The 20,156-nt window shown below is 63.8% G+C and carries 19 protein-coding genes; 9 read left to right on the top strand and 10 right to left on the bottom strand.

Going from position 1 to position 20,156, the window contains the following annotated elements:
• Nucleotides 1–9 precede the first annotated feature (9 nt).
• Together P3T17_RS14575 and P3T17_RS14570 are read left to right on the top strand one after the other, a co-directional pair.
• The gene (locus P3T17_RS14575) at nt 10–1,401 is read left to right on the top strand and encodes a sigma 54-interacting transcriptional regulator (protein ID WP_074264958.1); all 1,392 of its coding nucleotides are present in this window, start codon (nt 10–12) and stop codon (nt 1,399–1,401) included.
• 48 nt (nt 1,402–1,449) lie between these two features.
• The gene (locus tag P3T17_RS14570) at nt 1,450–2,178 is read left to right on the top strand and encodes a DUF2968 domain-containing protein (RefSeq protein WP_429407457.1); all 729 of its coding nucleotides are present in this window, start codon (nt 1,450–1,452) and stop codon (nt 2,176–2,178) included.
• Nucleotides 2,179–2,337: 159 nt separating this feature from the next.
• On the opposite strand, the gene P3T17_RS14565 is transcribed toward P3T17_RS14570, so the two are convergent.
• Nucleotides 2,338–3,555: a low temperature requirement protein A gene (locus tag P3T17_RS14565; RefSeq protein WP_429407455.1), complete on the bottom strand. Its 1,218-nt coding sequence runs from the start codon at nt 3,553–3,555 to the stop codon at nt 2,338–2,340.
• A gap of 137 nt (nt 3,556–3,692) precedes the next feature.
• Nucleotides 3,693–3,875: a hypothetical protein gene (locus P3T17_RS14560; protein WP_429407453.1), complete on the bottom strand. Its 183-nt coding sequence runs from the start codon at nt 3,873–3,875 to the stop codon at nt 3,693–3,695.
• A gap of 210 nt (nt 3,876–4,085) precedes the next feature.
• Here P3T17_RS14560 and P3T17_RS14555 point away from each other — a divergent pair, with 210 nt between their 5' ends.
• Nucleotides 4,086–4,322 carry a hypothetical protein gene (locus P3T17_RS14555; protein WP_074264954.1) on the top strand — a complete coding sequence of 79 codons (237 nt, stop codon included), beginning with the start codon at nt 4,086–4,088 and terminating at the stop codon, nt 4,320–4,322.
• Between the two features lie 98 nt (nt 4,323–4,420).
• Here the strand turns inward: P3T17_RS14555 and hfq are convergent, their stop codons facing one another.
• Nucleotides 4,421–4,882, bottom strand: coding sequence for an RNA chaperone Hfq (hfq, locus tag P3T17_RS14550; protein WP_074264953.1), 462 nt, complete (start codon nt 4,880–4,882; stop codon nt 4,421–4,423).
• A 470-nt stretch (nt 4,883–5,352) separates the two neighbouring features.
• Here hfq and P3T17_RS14545 point away from each other — a divergent pair, with 470 nt between their 5' ends.
• From P3T17_RS14545 to P3T17_RS14520, 6 genes are all read left to right on the top strand, one after another.
• Nucleotides 5,353–5,484 carry a hypothetical protein gene (locus P3T17_RS14545; protein ID WP_302050853.1) on the top strand — a complete coding sequence of 44 codons (132 nt, stop codon included), beginning with the start codon at nt 5,353–5,355 and terminating at the stop codon, nt 5,482–5,484.
• A gap of 24 nt (nt 5,485–5,508) precedes the next feature.
• Nucleotides 5,509–6,027 (top strand): sigma-70 family RNA polymerase sigma factor, encoded by a 519-nt coding sequence (locus P3T17_RS14540; protein WP_074264952.1) that lies wholly within the window; start codon nt 5,509–5,511, stop codon nt 6,025–6,027.
• The gene (locus tag P3T17_RS14535; protein WP_074264951.1) at nt 6,027–6,851 is read left to right on the top strand and encodes an anti-sigma factor family protein; all 825 of its coding nucleotides are present in this window, start codon (nt 6,027–6,029) and stop codon (nt 6,849–6,851) included. Before P3T17_RS14540 ends, P3T17_RS14535 begins: the two co-directional genes overlap by 1 nt.
• A 278-nt stretch (nt 6,852–7,129) precedes the next feature.
• Entirely contained in the window at nt 7,130–7,588 is a 459-nt protein-coding gene (locus P3T17_RS14530; protein WP_074266102.1) for a hypothetical protein, read from the top strand.
• A 19-nt stretch (nt 7,589–7,607) separates the two neighbouring features.
• Nucleotides 7,608–9,185 carry an FAD-binding protein gene (locus P3T17_RS14525; RefSeq protein WP_429407452.1) on the top strand — a complete coding sequence of 526 codons (1,578 nt, stop codon included), beginning with the start codon at nt 7,608–7,610 and terminating at the stop codon, nt 9,183–9,185.
• An 82-nt stretch (nt 9,186–9,267) separates the two neighbouring features.
• Nucleotides 9,268–9,657: a hypothetical protein gene (locus P3T17_RS14520; protein WP_429407450.1), complete on the top strand. Its 390-nt coding sequence runs from the start codon at nt 9,268–9,270 to the stop codon at nt 9,655–9,657.
• Between the two features lie 35 nt (nt 9,658–9,692).
• On the opposite strand, the gene P3T17_RS14515 is transcribed toward P3T17_RS14520, so the two are convergent.
• The 7 genes from P3T17_RS14515 to P3T17_RS14485 form a co-directional block, all read right to left on the bottom strand.
• Nucleotides 9,693–10,757 carry a DUF1571 domain-containing protein gene (locus P3T17_RS14515; RefSeq protein ID WP_429407448.1) on the bottom strand — a complete coding sequence of 355 codons (1,065 nt, stop codon included), beginning with the start codon at nt 10,755–10,757 and terminating at the stop codon, nt 9,693–9,695.
• A gap of 67 nt (nt 10,758–10,824) precedes the next feature.
• Nucleotides 10,825–12,594, bottom strand: a complete 1,770-nt coding sequence (locus P3T17_RS14510) for an AMP-binding protein (RefSeq protein WP_074264947.1) — start codon at nt 12,592–12,594, stop codon at nt 10,825–10,827.
• Nucleotides 12,595–12,681: 87 nt separating this feature from the next.
• Nucleotides 12,682–13,983, bottom strand: a complete 1,302-nt coding sequence (locus P3T17_RS14505; protein WP_074264946.1) for an acetyl-CoA C-acetyltransferase — start codon at nt 13,981–13,983, stop codon at nt 12,682–12,684.
• A gap of 142 nt (nt 13,984–14,125) precedes the next feature.
• The gene (locus P3T17_RS14500) at nt 14,126–15,043 is read right to left on the bottom strand and encodes a MaoC/PaaZ C-terminal domain-containing protein (RefSeq protein WP_429407446.1); all 918 of its coding nucleotides are present in this window, start codon (nt 15,041–15,043) and stop codon (nt 14,126–14,128) included.
• Complete coding sequence (locus tag P3T17_RS14495; RefSeq protein WP_429407444.1) at nt 15,040–16,449, bottom strand: 3-oxoacyl-ACP reductase; 1,410 nt, start codon at nt 16,447–16,449, stop codon at nt 15,040–15,042. The genes P3T17_RS14500 and P3T17_RS14495 overlap by 4 nt, the downstream gene beginning before the upstream one ends.
• Before the next feature lie 93 nt (nt 16,450–16,542).
• Entirely contained in the window at nt 16,543–19,041 is a 2,499-nt protein-coding gene (locus P3T17_RS14490; RefSeq protein ID WP_429407443.1) for an acyl-CoA dehydrogenase, read from the bottom strand.
• 154 nt (nt 19,042–19,195) lie between these two features.
• The gene (locus P3T17_RS14485; RefSeq protein ID WP_429407441.1) at nt 19,196–20,062 is read right to left on the bottom strand and encodes a TetR/AcrR family transcriptional regulator; all 867 of its coding nucleotides are present in this window, start codon (nt 20,060–20,062) and stop codon (nt 19,196–19,198) included.
• Nucleotides 20,063–20,156 lie beyond the last annotated feature (94 nt).

Here is a 20,156-nt window from a genome sequence, read left to right as displayed (position 1 = left end):
TCTTCGCCAATGAGAACCACCGCCAAAATCGACGAACTCGATATCTACGTCTGGGAAGGCAAGGCCGACATCGTCGACCGGGTCGCACGCTGCATGGCGAGCTTCGATGTCGAAGTGATCCGCGCCGACGATATCGCGATCTCCCCCGAACGCACTGCACTGCGCCCGTCGCTCGCCATCATCAGCGTGTCGGTGATCGACAGCGGCGCGCTGATCCTGCGCGACTGGCAAGCCGCCCATGGCATGCCGGTGGTGTGGGTCGGCGCGGCGCCGCGCGATCACGATCCCGCGATGTACCCGTCCGAGTATTCGCACATCCTGCCGCTCGACTTCACTTGCGCCGAATTGCGCGGCATGGTCACCAAGCTCGTGCTGCAATTACGCGCCCATACCGCGCAGACGCTCGAGTCGAGCGCGCTGGTCGCCAATTCGGAATGCATGCAGGCCTTGCTGCACGAAGTCGACACGTTCGCCGACTGCGACACCAGTGTGCTCGTGCATGGCGAGACCGGCGTCGGCAAGGAGCGCATCGCGCAGCTTCTGCACGAAAAGCACCGCCGCTACGGACAGGGCCCGTTCGTGCCGGTGAACTGTGGCGCGATTCCTGATGGCCTCTTCGAATCGCTTTTCTTCGGACATTCGAAAGGCTCGTTTACCGGCGCGGTGGTGGCCCACAAAGGCTACTTCGAGCAGGCTGACGGCGGCACCCTGTTTCTCGACGAAATCGGCGACCTGCCGCTCTATCAACAGGTCAAGCTGCTGCGCGTGCTCGAGGACAGCGCGGTCACCCGAATCGGTTCGGCGACGCCCATCAAGCTTGACTTCCGGCTCGTCGCCGCCACCAACAAGCACCTGCCGCAGCTCGTCAAGGATGGCACGTTCCGCGCCGATCTTTACTACCGGCTTGCGGTGATCGAACTGAAAATCCCCTCGCTCGAAGAGCGCGGGGCGGTCGACAAGATCGCGATCTTCAAGGCGTTTATCGCCTCGGTAGTGGGAGCCGAACGGCTCGCCACGCTGCCGGATATTCCTTACTGGCTGGCCGACGCAGTAGCCGATACTTATTTCCCCGGTAATGTGCGCGAACTGCGCAACCTCGCCGAGCGGATCGGCGTGACCGTGCGTCAGATCGGCGCGTGGGATGCGGCCAGGCTGCATCGGCTGCTGGCGCTCGCGCGCAGTAGCCAGCCGGTGCCCGCGGAGAGCGCGGCAGAAGTGCTGGTGGACCGCAGCAAATGGGACATGGCCGAACGCAACCGCGTGCTCGCGGCGCTTGAAGCAAACGGTTGGCGCAGGCAAGATACGGCCGGCACGTTGGGCATCAGCCGCAAGGTGCTTTGGGAGAAAATGCGTAAGTATCAAATTTTCGACGAGGAGCCCGAAACCCGCGAAAGTGAGTAATAATGAGACAAGATGTAACAAAACAAAAACTGTTCAAGCAGGAATTACATGGACCACAAGTCGAAACTTCGACAGATTGCCTTGGGCGCTCTGATAACGCTCGGGACTGTGCAGGGCATCTATGCGCAGTCTCTGCCGGATAGCGGAGCAAGCGCCGCGGTCGTTTCCCAGCCGGGTACGACAGCGCCGTTGCCCGCCACGACCCAGGACCAGCAAGGGCAGAGCGCAGCGCTGACAGCGGACGAGGCAAAGCAATCCGCCGCCGGCAACGTCGCGGAATTGCAGCAGATGATCCGGGGTTCGGATCTGAAGGAATTGCGCACGACGTACAACGGTAGCTACGGCGCGAGCATGCTGTTCTACCCGCAGGAAATGACGTACTACGTCGCGCTGTTCCAGCAGAAAACCTTCTGGCGAGTCATCAAGACCGGGGACGAAACGCGCGCCGAGATGATCTACAAGGACTTCGCCCGTCAGACCATGCAGCTGTCCGATATCGAGATCCGCCGCACCCGGCTGGAGGCGCAAAAGGCCTTCACCGACCGGATGATCGCGTTGTCCCAAGACCGCGCCAACCGTCTGCAGGCCGACCTTACTGTCGCGCGTCAGCAACAGAACATCGTCGACAATCAGCAGCAGCAGACGCGTGCCGAAGCCACGGCGCTTGCGCAGCAGAAGAGTGCCGCCCAGGCCCAGTTGCGCGATGCGCAGCGTCAGGTGCAGGAACTGCAGCGTCAACTGGATAGCGGCTTGCCGACGACCGGGACGCAGCACTGAGCGTAACGCCAGGTTCATCGCCGTCGCAGTAAAACATGACCTCGCCCGGTTCGCCGTGCGGGGTTTTGTTGCTTTTGCGGCGCCGTTCGTCGCGTGCCACGCGCCGGCCGTTCGCCTGTCTGCCGCAGGGTAGCCGCCAGTCGGGAGCGACGCGCGCGGTTACTCCGCGCTAGCAGGCTCCTCAGCCTGCGTCGAGCCGCGGCGCGATACGCTCTCCCAGGCGGCTACCACGATCATCACGACAGTCGTGAGGCCGCCCGTCATGAGCAGATCGGTGTGAAATGCGAATGGCGCGAGAAGCGCGAGCAGCACCAGCCCCACCACGTGCGATAGCGGAAACAGGCCATAGACAACGCGTTTGTACAACCCGTTGCCCGCCACGTAGATGGCCGGGCCGCCGAGCAGCAGCCACGCCGTCGGCCAGTCGATACGCTCGGGCGGATGCAGGATGATGAGGTCGTCGGCGGCGGCCGACACGATCACGCCGGCTATCAGGATCACGTGCACGTAGTGGAAATAGGCTGCCATCAGGCCAGGCTCGCGCGAGCTTGCGATGGCGCGGCTGCCGGCGCTGCTGCTGGTGTCGAAGTAGATCCACCACATGGCGACGCTGCCGGCAAAGCACACCAGAAACGCGATGATCGAAGGCGCGGTCCATGTGGCCAGATCCGACAGCGTGCCGCCCGTCACCACCACCGACTCGCCGAGCGCGAGAATCACAAATGCCTGGCAGCGCTCGGCGATGTGGCCGCCTTCGGTGGTTCGCCAATCCGCGCTGGTCGAGCGGCCAAGCACCGGTAGTGGGAAGCCGAACATCGGCGAGAGGTACTCGCATAGCACCGCTACGCTCCAGCAGGCGAAGCGCGGCATGCCGTCGAGCAGACCTCCCGCGATCCATGCGACGCCTGAAATCGCGAGCCATCCGCAGATGCGCCGGAAGTTCGCGGTGAGCGCATGGTCGCGGCCCAGAAACGCCAGCACGACCAGACTACGGCCCACCTGGATCACCACGTAACTGATCGCGAAGACGAGGCCGCGCTCGCCGTAGGCGAGCGGCAGGCTCGCGGCCATGACCATGCCGATCACCATCACCGCAAACAGCAGCAGACGGACCTGGATGCGCTCGGGATCGAACCAGTTGGTGACCCAGCAGGTGTACTGCCAGCCGAGCCAGACCGCGAACCACAGGACCAGCGTTTCGAGCGCGCCGAACGCGCTCAGGTTATGCATCAGCCGATGCGAGAGTTGCGTGACGGCAAACGCGTAGATCAGGTCGAAAAACAGTTCGACGTTGGTAACGTGGGCCTCGTGCCCGTCGCGTTCGCGCAGGAAACGCGCGGGGGCGCGGGTGAGCCCGCGGGCGGTGTCGCTGGACATGCTGTCGTTCCTTCTTGCGGGAGCGGGCAGGGTGGTTCGGTGGCGTTCATGCTGCGTGCTATTGCGCGGGCAGCTGTAGGGCGCAGTAAGTCAAAGACAGGCGCGGCGTGCGGCAGCTTACCGCGCAGACGCGGTGTCTAGTGGTGTTTCTTTGCTTTGTCGGGGTGAGGGGTTGCTGGAGGCACAGGCGTGGGATGCGGCCGCTCGGTGGGATCGACAGCGATCGGGTCGCTCGCGGGGAAGGTTTCGTCGAGAGCCTCATCGAGACGGTCTTCGGCCGTTTGGGCGGGCGGCGGCGCGTGTGGCTTCGGCTTGGACATGTCGTGCTCCGCAAAGAGTGTCGAATAGTCAGGATAGCGCAAACCCGGCGCCGCGTTCCACGGCTTTTCTGTGGGCCGATGCGCCGCACGAAGCCACAAAACGTCACAAAAATGCTTGAAATTTGGGCCTTGTGACTCGTCTTGGGTGTGTCGCGAGAGACGGCCGGCATCGGTCGCATCCGGGCGGCTCAAAGACGAGGTGGCGCAGCTATGGAATCGAACGGATCGCGGCAGGCGCAACGCTTAAACGCACTGCATGTCGTGGAAGCGGAACTGGAGCACCTCGACTGGGCCACACAGCAACCCATGCAGCGCATCCTGAACGCCGGCTATTGGCGCCGGCGTGTGCTCGCGGTCAAAGCCGGGTACGAACTGACGCACCAGCAGGGGGTGCGTCTTGAACAGATCTTGCAGCGTCTGGGGAATGCGGCGCAATCGGCCGGCTGAAGCGGTGGGGTAACCGGGCGAGCCACTCAGGCCAGCGTAGCTGGCCAGTCAAGCGGATCAAGCAAGGCGGACCAGCCGGCCCGCCTCTGCAACACGACCTATTCCTGACCGTTGTTGTTGCCGTTACCGTCGCCATTGCCCGTGCCGAACAGGCGCCGGCGGCGCGTGACCACTACCGGGCCGTCCGAAGGCGCCCGGTCAGAAGACGGCGTGCGCTCGGCAGGCGGCTGGGCGCCATACGATTCGCGCGGCTCACGCGGTTCGCGGTGTTCCCGCGGCTCGCGCGAGCCATGCGGGCCGCGCGTGGTGTGCTCGCCGTGCGACGGCCGCCCGGCCCGCGGCGCGGGACGCGTGCCGGTGTCGAGCTGGATGGTCGAAATGGCGCGCTTGTAGATGCCTTGCAGGCCGACCGGCGTGCGCAGCATCACCAGATATTGATCGAACGACTCAATACACCCCGTCAGGCGAATGCCGTTGACAAGATAGATCTCGACGCGCTTTCTTTCTTTGCGCGCTGCGTTCATGAAGTCGTTTTGCGGATGCGATTCTGCGGATGCCATGGACAAGTCAGGTAAGAAGGACAGTTGCTCGCCGCGATTCTACCCTTTTCAGGGAAAAGCGCGCGGGGGGAGCGTTCTCTGCGTCCACTATAACGGCTTGCGCGGATAGAAGCATCTGATAACTGACCCTCGTAACGTTGAGTTACCAATCTGGCAGGACTCTGGCGGAGGAAGGCTGGCCCGGCTCCCGGCATTGCCGCCGCTCCGCCTTGCCGCGCTTTATCTGCAAGAGGGCGGAATAAACCTGCTGTCGCGGCGTTAACGTTGCATGGGCGGCGTGTTCGGCGGCGCCCTGCTTCGACTTAGCCCGCGTCCGGACGGCCCTGCAGGCGGGCCAGTCTCGACGCGCCGGCGGTCACGGTCCGCTGCGCCCGTCGCGTGGCAATTCAACGCATGACACACCGCAACATCCCGGCATCCGGTCGCAAACCGGCGCGGGGCCCAAAGCGGGTGTCGTCAGGAGACTGCATATGAAATTGTCCCAACTGGTTTCAACCGCGTGCGTCATCGTGGCGCTCGCGCTAACAGCCTTCGGCACCACGGCTTGCACGACAGCGGATTCGTCCGGCGGCGGAAGCACGAGCAGCACTGGCGGTTATTAACAGCCCGCGCGCGCCGTTCGCTGAGTGAAGTTCGAAGCGGAAGTGATTTCATGGCTCCCGCAGTTGCGCCGCTATGCGCGCGCACTGACGGGCGATACCGCATGGGCAGACGATCTGGTGCAGGACACCGCCGAGCGCGCGCTTGCACGCTGGGCGGCGTTCCGGCCGAACAGCAATCTGCGCGCATGGTTGTTGACGATCCTGCGGCATCTCTACATTGATCAGTTGCGGGTGCGCCGCGAGGTCACGGTCGATGAGGAAACCGCGCCGTGGCGCGATCTCGCAGCGCCGCCCGGCGAAGTAGACGGGCTGGTATTGCGCGATTTGCAACGGGCACTGTATTGTCTGCCGATCGAGCAGCGCGAAGTGCTGCTGCTCGTGTGCGTCGAGGAATTGACTTATCAGGAGGCGTCGATTGCGCTCGGCGTGCCGATTGGCACGGTGATGTCGCGCTTGTCCCGTGCCCGCGAGCACATGCGTGTGCTGCTGACCGAAGGGCCGGCGCGCATCCCCACGCCGTTGAAAGTAGTGAGAACGCCGTGATGAGCCAAGACGACCACGATTCCGCTCTTCCCGATTCGCTGAAACCGGCGGATTTGCGCGCGCTCTCGGCGTTCATCGACGGTGAGTTGCCGCAAGGCACGCGCGCGGCCGTTCTCGAACATCTCGCCGACGATCCGGAGGCGGCCGCGCGGGTGGAAGCGTGGCGGGCGCAGAAATCTGCCTTGCAGGCCTTGTGCGGCGGTGTATCCCAGCGCGATGCGAGCGATGGCGCGCCGTCGTTCGTAGTCGTGCGCGTGCCGCCGCCGTGGTGGCGCCGCGTCAGTCTCGCGGCGTGCTGGCTGGCTGCGGGCGCGGGCCTCGCGCTCGCAGCGGGACCGCTCGCGTCGCGCTTGCCGAGCGGTTGGATCGGCGCGCAGCCGCTGAGCTTCGCCCGACGCGCGGACGTCGCCTATGCGGTCTATACGCCCGAGCAGCGCCATCCGGTCGAGGTCGCGGCTAGCGAAGAACAACATCTGATTAGCTGGCTCTCGAAACGGCTGAATAGGCCGCTCTCGGTGCCGTCGCTGCAGGAGTACGGTTATTCGTTGGTGGGCGGTCGCCTGCTGCCGGGCGAAGCGGGGCCGGCGGCGCAGTTCATGTACGAGAATTCAGACGGCGCGCGGCTCACGCTTTATGTGACCGGGATTCCAGACGATGAAACTGCGTTTCGCCTGTTTCGCGAAGGCAACCGGCGCACCTTTTACTGGGTGAACAGCCACATGGGCTACGCGTTGTCGGGGCCGATCTCGGAGGGCAAGCTACGCGAGATCGCCATTGACGTGTGCGGCTCGCTGGGCGGCAAACCGTCGTCGTGGAAAGAATAGACCGGCGCGGCTGGCGCGCCGCCCGACACCTGGCGGCAACGCCTGCTGAAACATGATGTAACGCAACCGGGCCGCGCGCCCGGCGCATCATCGGAATAGCGTTGTCCGGCATTTCGTTTACTCGTTGCAAGCCCATGCTAATGCGGCTTCTGCTTGCGCCGCTTGCGCGGTTTTGAGCAGACAGCCGCATGGGCGGATGCGAGGCGAAACGACGTGGTCTTTACGGCGACGGCCGCGAGTGCGGACGCAACACCGAAGCGTCGGGACAGGACGGAATCATGCGTTATATCAAAGGACGTTGGGCGGTATTAGCCTTGTGTGTCGCGTGTGCGGGGCCGGTAGCAGCGCAATCCAGTGAGGACGGCCCGCCATGCCAGACGGTCGCGGGTCAGGCCGAAATCAATGGCTCCATGCAGCAGATCACCGGACTCGCGTGCCAGCAACCGGACGGCACCTGGCAGATCGTGCAGGGCGACGACAATGCCGTGGCGCTGTATCCAGCGGGACTCTATCCGTACTACGATCCGTGGTATTGGAGCGGCGTCGTGACCGTCGGATTCGGTGGGCCGTTTATTTTCGTCGACCGGTTTCATCACCGCTATGCGCTGGATCATATTCACTTCAGCCGGGTGGGATTCCGTGGCGGCAGGCCGGCCGGCGGTTGGCACGGCGGCGGCTGGCACGGTGGCGGTGGCATGCATGGCGGTTGGGGCGGCGGAGGCGGGATGCGCCGGTAGTGACAGTGAAGGAGACGTTTTGACACGCATCTTGCCGCCGAATATCGCGGAAGCCCAGTTCGACCGGGCGCTTGCCGAATGGACGGCGATTGTCGGCGAGGAGAACGTCGTGTCCTCCGGGATCGACCTCGCGTCGTATCGCGATCCGTTCGCGCCCGGTCAGGCTGCGGCGTTCTCTGCATCTGCCGCGCTGCGGCCGGATTCGGTCGAAGCGATCCAGGCCATTCTGCGCATCGCGACGCACTACCGTATTCCGCTATGGACTGTGTCCACCGGCCGCAACTTTGCCTATGGCGGCGCCGCGCCGCGGCTGACGGGCTCAGTGGTGCTCGATCTGCAGCGGATGAACCGCATTATTGAGGTTAACGAAACGCTGGCTTACGCGCTCGTCGAGCCCGGCGTCAGCTACTTCGATCTGTACGCCTGGCTACGCAGCAAGGGCTACCGGCTGTGGGTCGATCCGCCGGCGGCCGGCTGGGGCAGCGTGATCGGCAACACGCTGGAACGCGGCTTCGGCTACACGTCGTACGGCGATCACGCTGCCACCCAGTGCGGCATGGAGATCGTGCTGGCTAACGGCGATGTCGTGCGCACAGGAATGGGAGGGATCGACATCGGCACCTCCTGGCAGACCTATCAGCCGGGCTACGGACCATCGTTTGACGCGATGTTCATGCAGTCCAACTACGGTGTGGTCACGAAAATGGGCGTGTGGTTGATGCCCGCGCCGCCCGCTTATCTGCTCGGCGAAATCCAGTTTCAACATGAGCAGGACCTCGAAGCGATTGTCGAGATATTGCGGCCGCTGCGCCTCGCTGAGACGATTCGCAATAACGCGGTGATCGAAGGCGGCCTGCGCCGCGCGGCGGGTATCACGTCGCGGACGCAGTGGTATGACGGCCCGGGCGCGATGCCGGAAAGCGCGCTTGCGGCGATGCTCGAGCACCTGAAGGTCGGCCGGTGGAATCTGCACTTCGCGCTGTACGGCACACCGGAGGTGATCGACGCGCAGTACGCGCTTGTGAAGCGTGCCTTCGCACAGGTGCCGCAGGCCCGCTTTCTGGCGAGCCGCTATAGCGGGGATGCGCAGCCGTCCGGTGGCGGTGACCGCAACATGTCCGGCATTCCCGCGATGACCGCGTTCCGCATGCTCGACTGGCGCGGCGGCGCGGGTGCGCATGTGGACTTCTCGCCGATATGTCCCGCGACCGGGCGCGATGCGATGCGTCAATACACGATGGCGAAGGCGCGCGCGACCGAGTACGGCTTCGATTACTACGGTGGCTTCACGGTGGGCACGCGCCATTTGCACCATATTTTTGCCGCGATTTTCGATCGCGACGACGCGCAGCAGGCGGACCTCGCGGGCGATCTGCTGCGCGTGCTGATCAGCGACGCGCGCGCGGCCGGATATGGCGAGTATCGAACGCATCTTGCGTATATGGATTTTGCAGCGGCGCAGTACAACTTTAACGACGGCGCCTTGCTGCGTTTGTCGGAAACGATCAAGGACGCGCTGGATCCAGCCGGGATTCTTTCGCCTGGGAAACAGGGTGTATGGCCGGCGGCGTGGCGTGACCGGCGTGGATATACGTGAGTGATGTACAGATGTCGGCGCAAAGGCGCAACGGCGGATGCGATGAAGGCTTACGTCTGAGTGAATCACGCAGGTACGAACGATGGACAGGCGTACATTTTTGATGACCGGCGCGTGGCTCTCTACGACAGGTTCTGCCTGGCCGTGGATGGCTCGCGCCGCTAGCGCGCCCACCACAGTCGCGGTAGTGGATGCCAGCCTCGTGGACGCGAGAGCGTTCTCAGTCGATGCGGGCCACGGCGCGATGCCGGTTTTCGAAACCGGCGACGACATCGGCATGCTCTGGTACACGACACTTGCACCGCGGCTCGCTGCGACGCCAGGTTTGCTGGTCGGCGTCACGCGCGCATCCGATCATTTCGTGCTTGAACAACTTGCGTTGCGTTCGGGCCGGATGGTCGAACACTCCCGTCATCAGTACGCGAGAGGCAGCGCCGCGATTGCATTCCTGATGGGCCCGCGCGAAAGCTGAAGTGGTGGTGCCGGTGGCAGCACCGCCGTTATCGCTCAGAACTTATAAGCCGGGTTTTTCGGATCGAACGTCGCATCGTCGAAGGTCTTCGGCGTAATGCTCTCGAAGACGATCTTCTCGAAGATCTTCCCGTCGTTCGCGTAGGACTCGGCCGTGCGGAAATACGGATGCCGCAAATCGAGCCCGAGCGTTTCTTTCTTCGCATAGAACTGCGGCTGACCGATCGGCGTTTCGTATGTGAAGGTAACGACCCGTACCCCTTCGATAGTTTGCACACTGATGTGGGTAGAGCGCGGCACGCCTGCCTCGACGTATTTTTTCCCTTCATCCAGATACTGGCCGGCGATGTATTCGGTGCCGAGATCGCGCACCTGGTGGTTCGATTGCGAGCGAGCCAATGCGCCTGTCGTCGAAGTCCACAACGGCATCACGCCCAGTATGCCGCCCAGGTGCCCATACATTTCATCGGCCCGTTTGGACTCGTCGTAGATGATCTCCTGGCCTGCATGCGCGCCATCCGGCAACCATTTCGCGTAGATTCGCAGCGGGTCGTGAGCGATGCGCACCAGCATGTGATCGGGCTTGTCGGGCCACTCGCCCTTGAGACGCTCCCAGCGCAGCATCGTGAATTCGTACGATGGGTAGCCGTTCGGCCCGTCCTTGATCAAACGCGGCAGCGTGAGCGGATCGAGCGACTGGAACAACGACGTGAGTTGCGCATCGTCGAGCTTTTCCAGTTCGCCGCTTTCCTGCGCCTGCCGCAACCAGTGCACCTGTTGGTCGAGGGTCAGCTTGCCGGCCTGCGATGGCGGCGTGGAGGGTGCCTGCGCGGTGCTGGCAGCACCGGCGTCCGCCGAGGCCGGCGCGCTGGCGGGTTGCGGGGCCGATTGCGCGAATGCCGCAGCAGGCGCCAAACCCAGCGCCGCGCTGGCGAGCAACGAGGAGGCCAGTGCGCGCCGCAGCAGGTGCGCGGTGCGCCTGAGCGCCGGTGCTGATGCGGCCGGAGCAGGCTTGAGCGATGGATGCAAGCGACACCCATCGTCAAGGGGGGGAAGGTAATCCAGACGGCGATCCAGGCTGCACGAGCGGCAGTGCTTCATTCATCTCCCTCCAGATCCAGTGTTGGCGGAATCGCGCTCGGTCATGCCGTTCGAGGCGTGCTTCCTCTCAGGCACGCTTTTCTTTCGCGAGTTCCTCGTCGCGTAGCGCCCGCCGCAAGATTTTGCCGACATTGGTCTGCGGGAGTTCGCTGCGGAACTCGACGGCCTTCGGCACCTTGTAGCCGGTCAGATTCTTGCGGCAGTGCTCGATGACCTTCTCAGCGGTCAGCGCGGGATTGCGCGAAACGATGAACACCTTGACGCGTTCTCCCTGCGCGGGGTCGGGAATACCGATAGCCGCCACTTCGCGTACATCGGGGTGCATGGCGATCACATCCTCGATTTCGTTCGGATAGACGTTGAAGCCGGAGACGAGAATCATGTCTTTCTTGCGGTCGATCAGGCGCATGAAACCGCGTGAATCCATCACACCGATGTCGCCGGTAGCGAGCCAGCCATCTTCGTCGAAGACCTTGGCGGTTTCGTCGGGCCGGTTCCAGTAGCCTTTCATCACCTGCGGACCCTTGACGCACAGTTCACCCGCTTCGCCGATATTGGCCCAGGCACCGTCGTCTTTCTTGAAGCGCACCTGGGTGGAGGGCGCCGGCAGGCCGATCGAGCCTTCGCAATCGCGCAGGTTCTTCAGGTCCACCGGGTTCATCGAGACGATCGGCGAGCATTCGGTGAGGCCATAGCCTTCGATGATCGGCTTGCCTGTCACCGCCTTGAAGCGCTCGGCGACAGCCTTTTGCGTCGCCATGCCGCCGGCCATGGCGAGTTTCAGGTTCGAGAAGTCGCGCTTTCTGAACTCCTCGTTTTCGAGGAACGCGCTGTAGAGCGTATTGACGGCGGTGATGCCGGTGAATTTCTCGTGACGGATGATCATCATCACGCGTTTGGTGTCGCGCGGATTGGCGATCAGGATGTTGCGCCCGCCGAGCCCCATGAAGATCATCGCATTCACGGTCAGCGAATAGATGTGATAAAGCGGCAGCGGGGTGAGCACGGTCTCGATCTCGCCGCTCAATTGCCCCTGCGACCAGACCTTCGCCTGCAGCAGGTTGGCGATGATGTTCTGATGCGTGAGCATCGCCCCCTTGGCGACGCCGGTCGTGCCGCCCGTGTATTGCAGGAACGCCAGATCGCCTTGCGTGAGACGCACTGGCGTCAGTGGTTTTGTATAACCGATGGCGAGCACGTCGAGCAGACGCACCGCCTTTGGCAGGTGATACTTCGGCACCATCTTTTTCACGTGCCGCAGCATGAAATTGAGTAGCCGTCCCTTGAGATTCAGGCCGTCGGCGAGCAGGTCGCCGAGACCGGTGACCACCACGTTCTGCACGCGTGTGCCAGGCAGCGCCTGTTCGACGGTCTTCGCGAAGTTCTCGAACACGATGATGGTCTGCGCGCCGCTGTCTTTCAGCTGATGCGCCAGTTCACGCACCGTGTAGAGCGGATTGACGTTGACCACCACCGCACCAGCCTTCAGGATGCCGAACAATGCGACCGGATACTGGAAGGTGTTGGGAAGCATGATGGCGACCCGTTCGCCCGGTTTGACGCCGATGTCCTGCAGCCATGCGGCGAAAGCCGTGGCCTTGCGCGCCAGTTCTCCATAGGTCAGATTGGCGCCGACACTCACATACGCAACCCGTTCGCGGAACTGCGTGGTGCATTCGTCGAAGAACTGCACGATCGATTCGTACTGCCGCACGTCGATTTCGTGTGGCACATCCGCTGGGTACGACGCATACCAGATGCCGTCGGTATTCGGTGCGCGCGGTGCCGGTTTGGCATCGAGAGGCGCGGTAGGCGCCGACTGGATAGGTTGGTTCATCTTTTGTCTCCTGAAGCGAAACGCTTCGTCTGTGTCCGTTATGTATGCCTATGGCTGGCTATGTACGGTGAAAATGCATGGCGGGAGCTAGCGTTCGAGAATCGCAACAACGCCCTGGCCGCCCGCTGCGCAAATCGAAATGAGACCGCGCGCTGTGCCAGCCGGTTTGTCGAGCTGTGCAAGCATCTTCGCGAGGCCGGCGACAATTCGTCCACCGGTTGCGGCGAATGGATGACCGGTGGCGAGAGAGCTGCCATTGACGTTCAGTTTCGCACGGTCGATCGCACCGAGCGTTCCGGATAAGCCCAGTTGTGTGCGGCAGTACTCATCATCCTGCCACGCTGTGAGCGTGCATAGCACCTGGGCCGCAAAAGCTTCGTGAATCTCGTACAGGTCGAAGTCCTGCAGGCTGAGTCCGGCACGGGCCAGCATGCGTGGCACGGCGTAGGCGGGCGCCATCAGCAGGCCCTCTTTTTTGTCGAAGTAGTCGACCGCAGCGGTCTCCGACCAGCTCAGATAGGCGAGCACCGGCAGGCCGTGTTCTGCAGCCCACGCTTCGCTGGCGAGCAGCACCGCGGAGGCGCCGTCGGTGAGCGGCGTCGAATTGCCGGCAGTTAGTGTGCCGGCATCGCGGTCGAACACGGGTTTCAGGCCGGCCAGTTTTTCCAGCGTCAGATCGGCGCGCAGGTTGTTATCGCGCGCGAGGCCTTTGTAGGGCGTCATCAGATCGTTGAGAAAGCCACGTGTGTAGGCGTCGGCGAGCTTGCGATGGCTCTCGTAGGCCAGTTCGTCCTGCGCCTCGCGCGCAATGCTCCAGCGCTTGGCCATCAGCTCGCAGTGCTCGCCCATCGAGAGGCCGGTGCGCGGTTCGCCATTGCGCGGCAGGAGCGGTTTGAAGAACATGCCGGGCCTTAGTTTGGTCAGTGCGCCGACCCGTTGGCCAGGCGTCTTGCCGCGATTCGCTTCGAGCAGGATCTTGCGCATCCGCTCGTTGACGCCGATCGGCGCGTCCGAGGTGGTATCGACGCCGCCTGCAATGCCCACTTCAATCTGTCCCAACGCGATCTTGTTGGCAACGAGGATGGCAGCTTCCAGGCCGGTGCCGCAGGCCTGCTGTACGTCGTAGGCTGGGGTTTCTTTCGCGAGGGTGGTGGAGAGGACCGACTCGCGCGTGAGGTTGAAGTCGCGCGAATGCTTGATGACCGCGCCCGCTGCCACTTCGCCGAGGCGCTCGCCGTGCAGGTTGAAGCGGTCAACCAGCCCTTGCAGCGTGAAGGTCAGCATGTCCTGGTTCGAGGCGCTCGCGTAGGCGGTGTTCGAACGCGCAAACGGAATCCGGTTGCCGCCGATGATGGCGACGCGTCGCACAGCGGGAAGCGGGTGGGACATGCGTGACTCCTTGCAGGGTAAGGCGGGTTGATCGGGTTGAGCGGTGGCCGCGACTGGTGCGTGGATGGGCCGTTTGCAGCTTTGCGGGTATGGCGCACCGCGAGCTCAAAAGGGCGAACGATGGGTCATGACGGTGGCCGGTTCATAGAGATGTCCATTGAAAGCGGCCGCGCAAATGCGGTTTGTCACCAGCCGCGTCACGCACTTCCAGTTCGCGTGTGCTGGGCGAGGGTGAGCTGGTCCATAACGAGGCGTCGCCGGGCAGCAGCATCGGCAGCTTGAATTCCGCGCTGATGACCGCTTCGGCGAGCGGCTTGGGCGGCTGCAGCGCGGCGGCGCTGCGCGCGAGCGTCCACATGCCGTGTGCGATGGCGCGTGGGAAACCAAATGCCTTGGCCGTCAGCGTGGTCAGATGAATCGGGTTGTAGTCGCCGGAAGCATGTGCGTAGTCCCGCCCGAGTTGCGCAGGAAGCTGCCAGCGTGCCACTCGGTGCAACGTGTCGCGTTCGATCTCGAGTGCGGCTAGCGGATCGCCCATTGGGGCTGCACCGCGCTTCAGATAGACGCTGTCGCCGTCCCACACCGCTTCGCCGCGCCGGTACAGGCGCGTATGCAGTACGAACGCCTGACCCTTGTCGTGACGCAGCAAGGCGCCGAATTCGACCTCGACCCGCAACGCCTCGTTGTACGCGAGCGGTCTGCGCAGCCGCACGTGATTGGCGAGATGCACGAGCCCGAGCGCGGGCCATGGGAAGGCCGGATCGGTCAGCATCAGCAGATGCAGCGGGAAGGCGAGCAGATGCGGGAAAGTCAAGGGCACGCCGTGCTCGGGGATAAAACCGCAGACTCGCGCGTAACGTTCGATCGCTGCCGGCGCGAGCGGCGCCGCCGGACGCACGAGCCGCAGCGCCGGCAACTGGGAGGGGCGGCCGCGTTTGATCAGGCCGGACAGCGCGCGCGCATACAGCTTCGCCGGCGCGGGTAACGCCTCGATGACCACCGTCTTCGGGCGTACCGTGCCGTAAGCCTGGCCGATGCCGGAGGGCTCGTGCATGCTCATGCTCCGATCAGGCTTTGACCGCAGACGCGCACCACCTGGCCGGTGACGCCTGCCGATCCAGGATGCGCGAGCCACGCAATAGTCTGGGCCACGTCCACAGGTTGACCGCCCTGGCTCATCGAATTCATCCGGCGTCCGGCTTCGCGGATGGCCAGCGGAATTTTTGCGGTCATCTGCGTTTCGATGAAACCGGGGGCCACGGCGTTGATCGTGATGTTTCGTTTGCCTAACGGGATAGCCATGCTTTGCACGCGGCCGATCACGCCCGCTTTCGAGGTTGCGTAATTGGTCTGACCCATGTTGCCGGCGATGCCGCTGATCGACGACACGCACACGATGCGGCCGCCGTCGCGCAGCGTCCCGGCCGCGAGCAGGGCGTCGTCGAGGCGTTCCTGCGCGGACAGGTTGATGTCGATCACGCTGTGCCACGCGGCTTCTGTCATGCGGGCGATGGTTTTGTCCTTCGTGATGCCGGCGTTGTGCACGACGATGTCGACACCGAGTTCATCGAGCGCCGCGGCGATCTGCGCGGGTGTCTCGGCGGCGGCGATATCGAAGGCGAGGGCAGTACCGCCGAGTGGCCGGATGGTGGCGTCGAGCGCGTCTTTGGCCGAGGGGATATCGATGCCGATGACGTGCGCGCCTTCGGCTGAGAGAGCGCTGGCGATCGCCGCACCGATTCCGCGTGCCGCACCGGTTACGATCGCGCGTTTGCCGGCGAGAGGTTGAGCCCAGTCGAACGGGGTTGCGTGAGAGGTGCCGTTCGCAGCAACGCGCACCACCTGACCCGAAACATACGCCGAGCGTGGCGACAGAAAAAAGCGCAGCGTCGCCTCGGCTTCATGTTCAGCGCCTTCTGCAACGTAGACCAGATTAGCCGTGACGCCGCGCCGCGCCTCCTTGCCGAGCGAACGCGTGAGTCCTTCGAGCGCACGTTGCGCGGTCCATTGCCGCGAGCTCGCACATGCTTCGGGCGGCCGCCCAAGCACAACGATGCGGCCGCATTTGCCGAGCGAGCGCAGCGTGTCGTGAAAGAACGCGAACAGCGTATCGAGCTGGCCGCTGTCTTCGATACCGCTCGCGTCGAAAATCAGCGCGGCAACCCGTCCATGCGGTCCGGCTTCGGCGGGCTCGAAGCGCCCCGTCATCAGACCATGACGCGCCGCGAGCGATATCCACAATCCGGCGCTTTGGTGCGCGACGCTGGTAAAACCGGTGCGCGCGATCACACCCGCCAGCGCATTGAGCAGACGCGGCTCGCGCCCCGTGCCGATCGCCACGAGTCCATCGAACTCAGGCTGGTCCGCGCGATAGCGGCGCAATACCTCGGGCTTCGGCAAGCCGATCGAGCGCGCGAGGCGCGCGCCGAACGGCGAGTTCACGAAGTTCAGGTAGGTGTCGTTCATCTTCTGTTGCTCCGCTGGCCAGTCGGGGTTGCTTTCGTATGCCTGGGTTTCAGGTTTGGATGACGTGATGCATCAGTGTGCACGGCGCAACGCTCAGGCTGCAAGCTGCATCGCTTTTTCCAGTGCCTCCTTACGCCGCTGCAGCGCTTCGAGCATGCCGAAGTCTGGTTCGAAGTCGTCCACCTTGATGACCTCGGCGCCATAGCGGGCATAGTCGTCGAGCACTCGCCGCTCGTCGGTGTCGAGCAGACTCTGCTGTTGGGCGTTGGCGGTCCACTCCGCGAGATGGGCGAGGCTCTGCGGCATCGGCGCGAGCAGGCCCTGCTTGACCGCATCGCGCAGCTTGCGATCGATGGCGTCGATACTCGGACTCAGCGCGAACAGCAGTTCGCCGTACCCGAGCGGGTCGACGTCAGGATGCGGCACATAGGAGTCGGATACCAGCCGTTCACGCGCTGCGCCCGGCGTTTGCATCAGTTCGGCGATTGCCGTTCCGAGCGTGTCGGAAGGCGCACGATGTGGCAGGCCGAACGGAAACGCCAGCAGACGCACGAGACCCGCGGCGAGACGGTTCGGATAGTTAACCAGCACGCCGTCGATAGCCTCCTGCGCCTGATGCAATGCATCCTCGACGCCCCAGCGCACGAGCGGCAGGTCGCTTTCCTGACGGCCTTCGTCCTCAAAGCGCTTGAGTGTCGCCGAGATCAGATAGAGCTGCGACAGCACGTCGCCCAGCCGGCCGGAAATCCGCTCGCGCCGCTTCAGATCGCCGCCCAGCACGAACATCGATACGTCGGCGAGCAGCGCGAACACCGTGGAGATACGCGTGGCTGCGCGATAGTAGGGGACCAGCGGCGCATACGCACGCTGCGGTCTCCTGATGAATGCGCCGGCCGTGATGCCATAGATGAAGCTGCGCACGACGTTCGACAGCGTAAAGCTGACATGCCCGAAGAACGCTTCATCGAATTCGCGCAGCGCTTTGCCGCGGTCTGCTTCACGCGTCGCAGCCATTTCCTTGAGCACATACGGGTGGCAGCGGATGGCACCCTGGCCGAAGATGATCAGGCAGCGCGTGAGAATGTTCGCCCCTTCGACGGTGATCGACACCGGCACCTGCTGGTAGGCACGCGCGAGAAAATTCGACGGTCCCATGCAGATGCCCTTGCCGGCGGTGACGTCCATGCCGTCGTTGATGACCTTGCGGGCGCGCTCGGTGACGTGATACTTCGCGATCGCCGAGATCACCGAAGGTTTTTCGCCGAGATCGACTGCGTGCGCGGAGAGTCGCCGTGCCGCGTCCATGACGTACAGGTTGCCGCCCATGCGGCCGAGCGCTTCCTGCACTCCTTCGAACTTGCCGACCGCGGTGCGGAACTGGCGGCGCACGGCGGCGTAGGCACCGGTACCGCGCACGGCGATCTTCGCCATGCCGACATTCGACGACGGCAGCGAGATCGCGCGGCCCGCGGCGAGGCATTCCATCAGCATGCGCCAGCCGTTGCCGACCTGATCGCGTCCGCCGATCACCCAGTCGAGCGGTATGAAGACGTCCTTGCCCGAGTTCGGACCGTTCTGGAACACGGCGTTGAGCGGCCAGTGACGGCGGCCGATGTTGACGCCAGGATGACTGGTCGGAATCAGCGCGCAGGTGATGCCGGGTTCATCAGTAGAACCGAGCAGATGATCGGGATCGAGCGCACGGAACGCGAGGCCGAGTACGGTCGCAATCGGTCCGAGCGTGATGTAGCGCTTGTCCCAGGTGACGCGAAAGCCGAGCGTCTCGCGGCCTTCAAAGGTGCCTTTGCAGACGATGCCCACATCGGGAATTGCCGCAGCATCCGAACCCGCGTACGGACTCGTCAACGCGAAACAGGGGATTTCGATACCGCGCGCGAGACGCGGCAGGTAGTGGTTCTTCTGCTCTTCCGTGCCGTAGTGCATCAGCAGTTCGGCCGGCCCGAGCGAGTTCGGCACCATCACCGAAACGGCGGCGGCCGAGCAACGCGTCGCAAGCTTCATGATGACCTGCGAATGCGCGTAAGCGGAGAACTGCTTGCCGCCGTACTGCTTCGGAATGATCATGCCGAGGAAGCCGCGCTCCTTGATGTATTGCCAGGTTTGCGGCGACAGGTCTTGCCAGACAGCGGTGGTTTCCCAGTCGTTGGCGAGATCGCTCAGATGCTGGCATTCGACGTCGAGAAACGACTGCTCTTCAGCAGTGAGTTTCGCGGGGCCGTGCCCAAGCAGAGTGTCCCAATGCGGGCGTCCGGAGAACAGTGCAGCGTCCCACCAGACCGTGCCTGCTTCGATGGCATCGCGCTCGGTCGGCGACATCTCCGGCAGGATCTTGCGAAAGATCTCGAGCACCGGCTTCGATATCCAGGCACGCCGCAACGGCTTGAGCGTGAGAACAAGCGCGGGCAGCACGAACACGATGGCGAGGATAGCCGTAGCAACCGGCCCCGCCGCGCCGCTCAGATGCGCGGCGGCGACCCATACGATCAGGAAGGCGAGCCACCACGAGGCGCGGGCCTGCACATAGACGAGTGCCGCAGCGGCGAGAACCAGCACTAAGAAGAACCATGACATGGCGTTTCCTCCTGATTTGATGGTGCGCGCGGACGCGTCCGCAGGATGCGGAAGGTTCGCATTGTTTGTTTGACAGCACATGCGGTGCCAGGTGCACCGCGGCGCCGGTGGGAGACAGGGCGGTCACATCCGGGCCGGCCCGGACGTGACCTGCTCAGACTGCGCCGTGCGCGACGTGCCGCAATGAACCGCTCAGGCCGCCACTCAGTCCACCGCCCAGGCGTTCCGGTTCACGTGACAGCGCCTCGGGTTCGGTGGCGCCCAGCGCAGCCGCTGCGCTGCAGCCGCTGCCACTGTCCTGACCGTCGCCCGTACCTTCGGTGGCATCGCCCAGTACGGCCGCGAAGGCGGCCAGCTGGGTCGCATCGGGTAGCGGCGCCTTGAGCGCGGCGACCATCAGCGAGGCGAGGCGCGCGATCAGTTGCAGATCGTTCATCGACTTGCCTTGCGAGAACTCCGTGATCAGGCTGTCGGTATCGGTGCCCGCCAGTACGCCGGAGAGCGCGCCGATCGCAAAGTGCAGGCGCCAGCCGAGTTCGTCGCGCGGCAGATGCGGCAGCGCGCGCTGGAACGCTGCAAAGAAACGCTCCGCCACCAGGGCGTAGTGTCCATTCAGAAAGTCGCGAATGAACGACGACGGATCGGTGTACGCGCGTCCGAGCAGACGCAGGAACGCCTTACCGCCCACCCGCGGATCGCGCGACAGCCGCAACGCCGGAATGAACATCGCGCCCAGCACGTGCTCGCAGGTAAGCCGGGGACCGAGCATGCTGTCGAAACGCTCAAGCAGCTTGACCCGTTCCTGGTTGAGGCGGTCGAGGCGACGCGAGAGCATCGCGTGAATCAGCGCTTCCTTGCTGCCGAAGTGATAGTTGACCGCTGCGAGATTGACCTCGGCGCGCGAGGTAATCTGACGCAGCGACATGGCCTCGTAACCGCATTCAATGAACAGCGTTTCTGCGGCATCGAGGATGCGAGACTTCGTGTCGCCGGTGTGCCGGCCTGTCGTACGAACTGCCATGTTGCGTCTCCCAATTACCGGTTACCCGGCCGCAAACAAGCGATTCAAATGCGCATTTGAAACGCGCGTTTTTTTCAGGATAAGAAGGTTATGG

It is taken from the genome of Paraburkholderia sp. GAS82 (assembly GCF_050436285.1).
Lineage (GTDB): Bacteria > Pseudomonadota > Gammaproteobacteria > Burkholderiales > Burkholderiaceae > Paraburkholderia > Paraburkholderia phenazinium_B.
The sequence above is the reverse complement of the archived record's forward strand: the minus strand, read 5'-3'. Positions and strand labels throughout refer to the sequence as shown.

Excerpts from the sequence above, each read along its gene's own strand:
- P3T17_RS14570 (WP_429407457.1), top strand. The coding sequence starts at position 1,450 with ATGGACCACAAGTCGAAACTTCGACAGATTGCCTTGGGCGCTCTGATA.
- P3T17_RS14555 (WP_074264954.1), top strand. The coding sequence starts at position 4,086 with ATGGAATCGAACGGATCGCGGCAGGCGCAACGCTTAAACGCACTGCAT.
- P3T17_RS14500 (WP_429407446.1), bottom strand. The coding sequence starts at position 15,043 with ATGAGCATGCACGAGCCCTCCGGCATCGGCCAGGCTTACGGCACGGTA.
- P3T17_RS14485 (WP_429407441.1), bottom strand. The coding sequence starts at position 20,062 with ATGGCAGTTCGTACGACAGGCCGGCACACCGGCGACACGAAGTCTCGC.
- P3T17_RS14545 (WP_302050853.1), top strand. The coding sequence starts at position 5,353 with ATGAAATTGTCCCAACTGGTTTCAACCGCGTGCGTCATCGTGGCGCTC.
- P3T17_RS14510 (WP_074264947.1), bottom strand. The coding sequence starts at position 12,594 with ATGAACCAACCTATCCAGTCGGCGCCTACCGCGCCTCTCGATGCCAAA.
- hfq (WP_074264953.1), bottom strand. The coding sequence starts at position 4,882 with ATGGCATCCGCAGAATCGCATCCGCAAAACGACTTCATGAACGCAGCG.
- P3T17_RS14535 (WP_074264951.1), top strand. The coding sequence starts at position 6,027 with ATGAGCCAAGACGACCACGATTCCGCTCTTCCCGATTCGCTGAAACCG.
- P3T17_RS14520 (WP_429407450.1), top strand. The coding sequence starts at position 9,268 with ATGGACAGGCGTACATTTTTGATGACCGGCGCGTGGCTCTCTACGACA.
- P3T17_RS14575 (WP_074264958.1), top strand. The coding sequence starts at position 10 with ATGAGAACCACCGCCAAAATCGACGAACTCGATATCTACGTCTGGGAA.
- P3T17_RS14515 (WP_429407448.1), bottom strand. The coding sequence starts at position 10,757 with ATGAAGCACTGCCGCTCGTGCAGCCTGGATCGCCGTCTGGATTACCTT.
- P3T17_RS14530 (WP_074266102.1), top strand. The coding sequence starts at position 7,130 with ATGCGTTATATCAAAGGACGTTGGGCGGTATTAGCCTTGTGTGTCGCG.
- P3T17_RS14560 (WP_429407453.1), bottom strand. The coding sequence starts at position 3,875 with ATGTCCAAGCCGAAGCCACACGCGCCGCCGCCCGCCCAAACGGCCGAA.
- P3T17_RS14505 (WP_074264946.1), bottom strand. The coding sequence starts at position 13,983 with ATGTCCCACCCGCTTCCCGCTGTGCGACGCGTCGCCATCATCGGCGGC.
- P3T17_RS14495 (WP_429407444.1), bottom strand. The coding sequence starts at position 16,449 with ATGAACGACACCTACCTGAACTTCGTGAACTCGCCGTTCGGCGCGCGC.
- P3T17_RS14565 (WP_429407455.1), bottom strand. The coding sequence starts at position 3,555 with ATGTCCAGCGACACCGCCCGCGGGCTCACCCGCGCCCCCGCGCGTTTC.
- P3T17_RS14490 (WP_429407443.1), bottom strand. The coding sequence starts at position 19,041 with ATGTCATGGTTCTTCTTAGTGCTGGTTCTCGCCGCTGCGGCACTCGTC.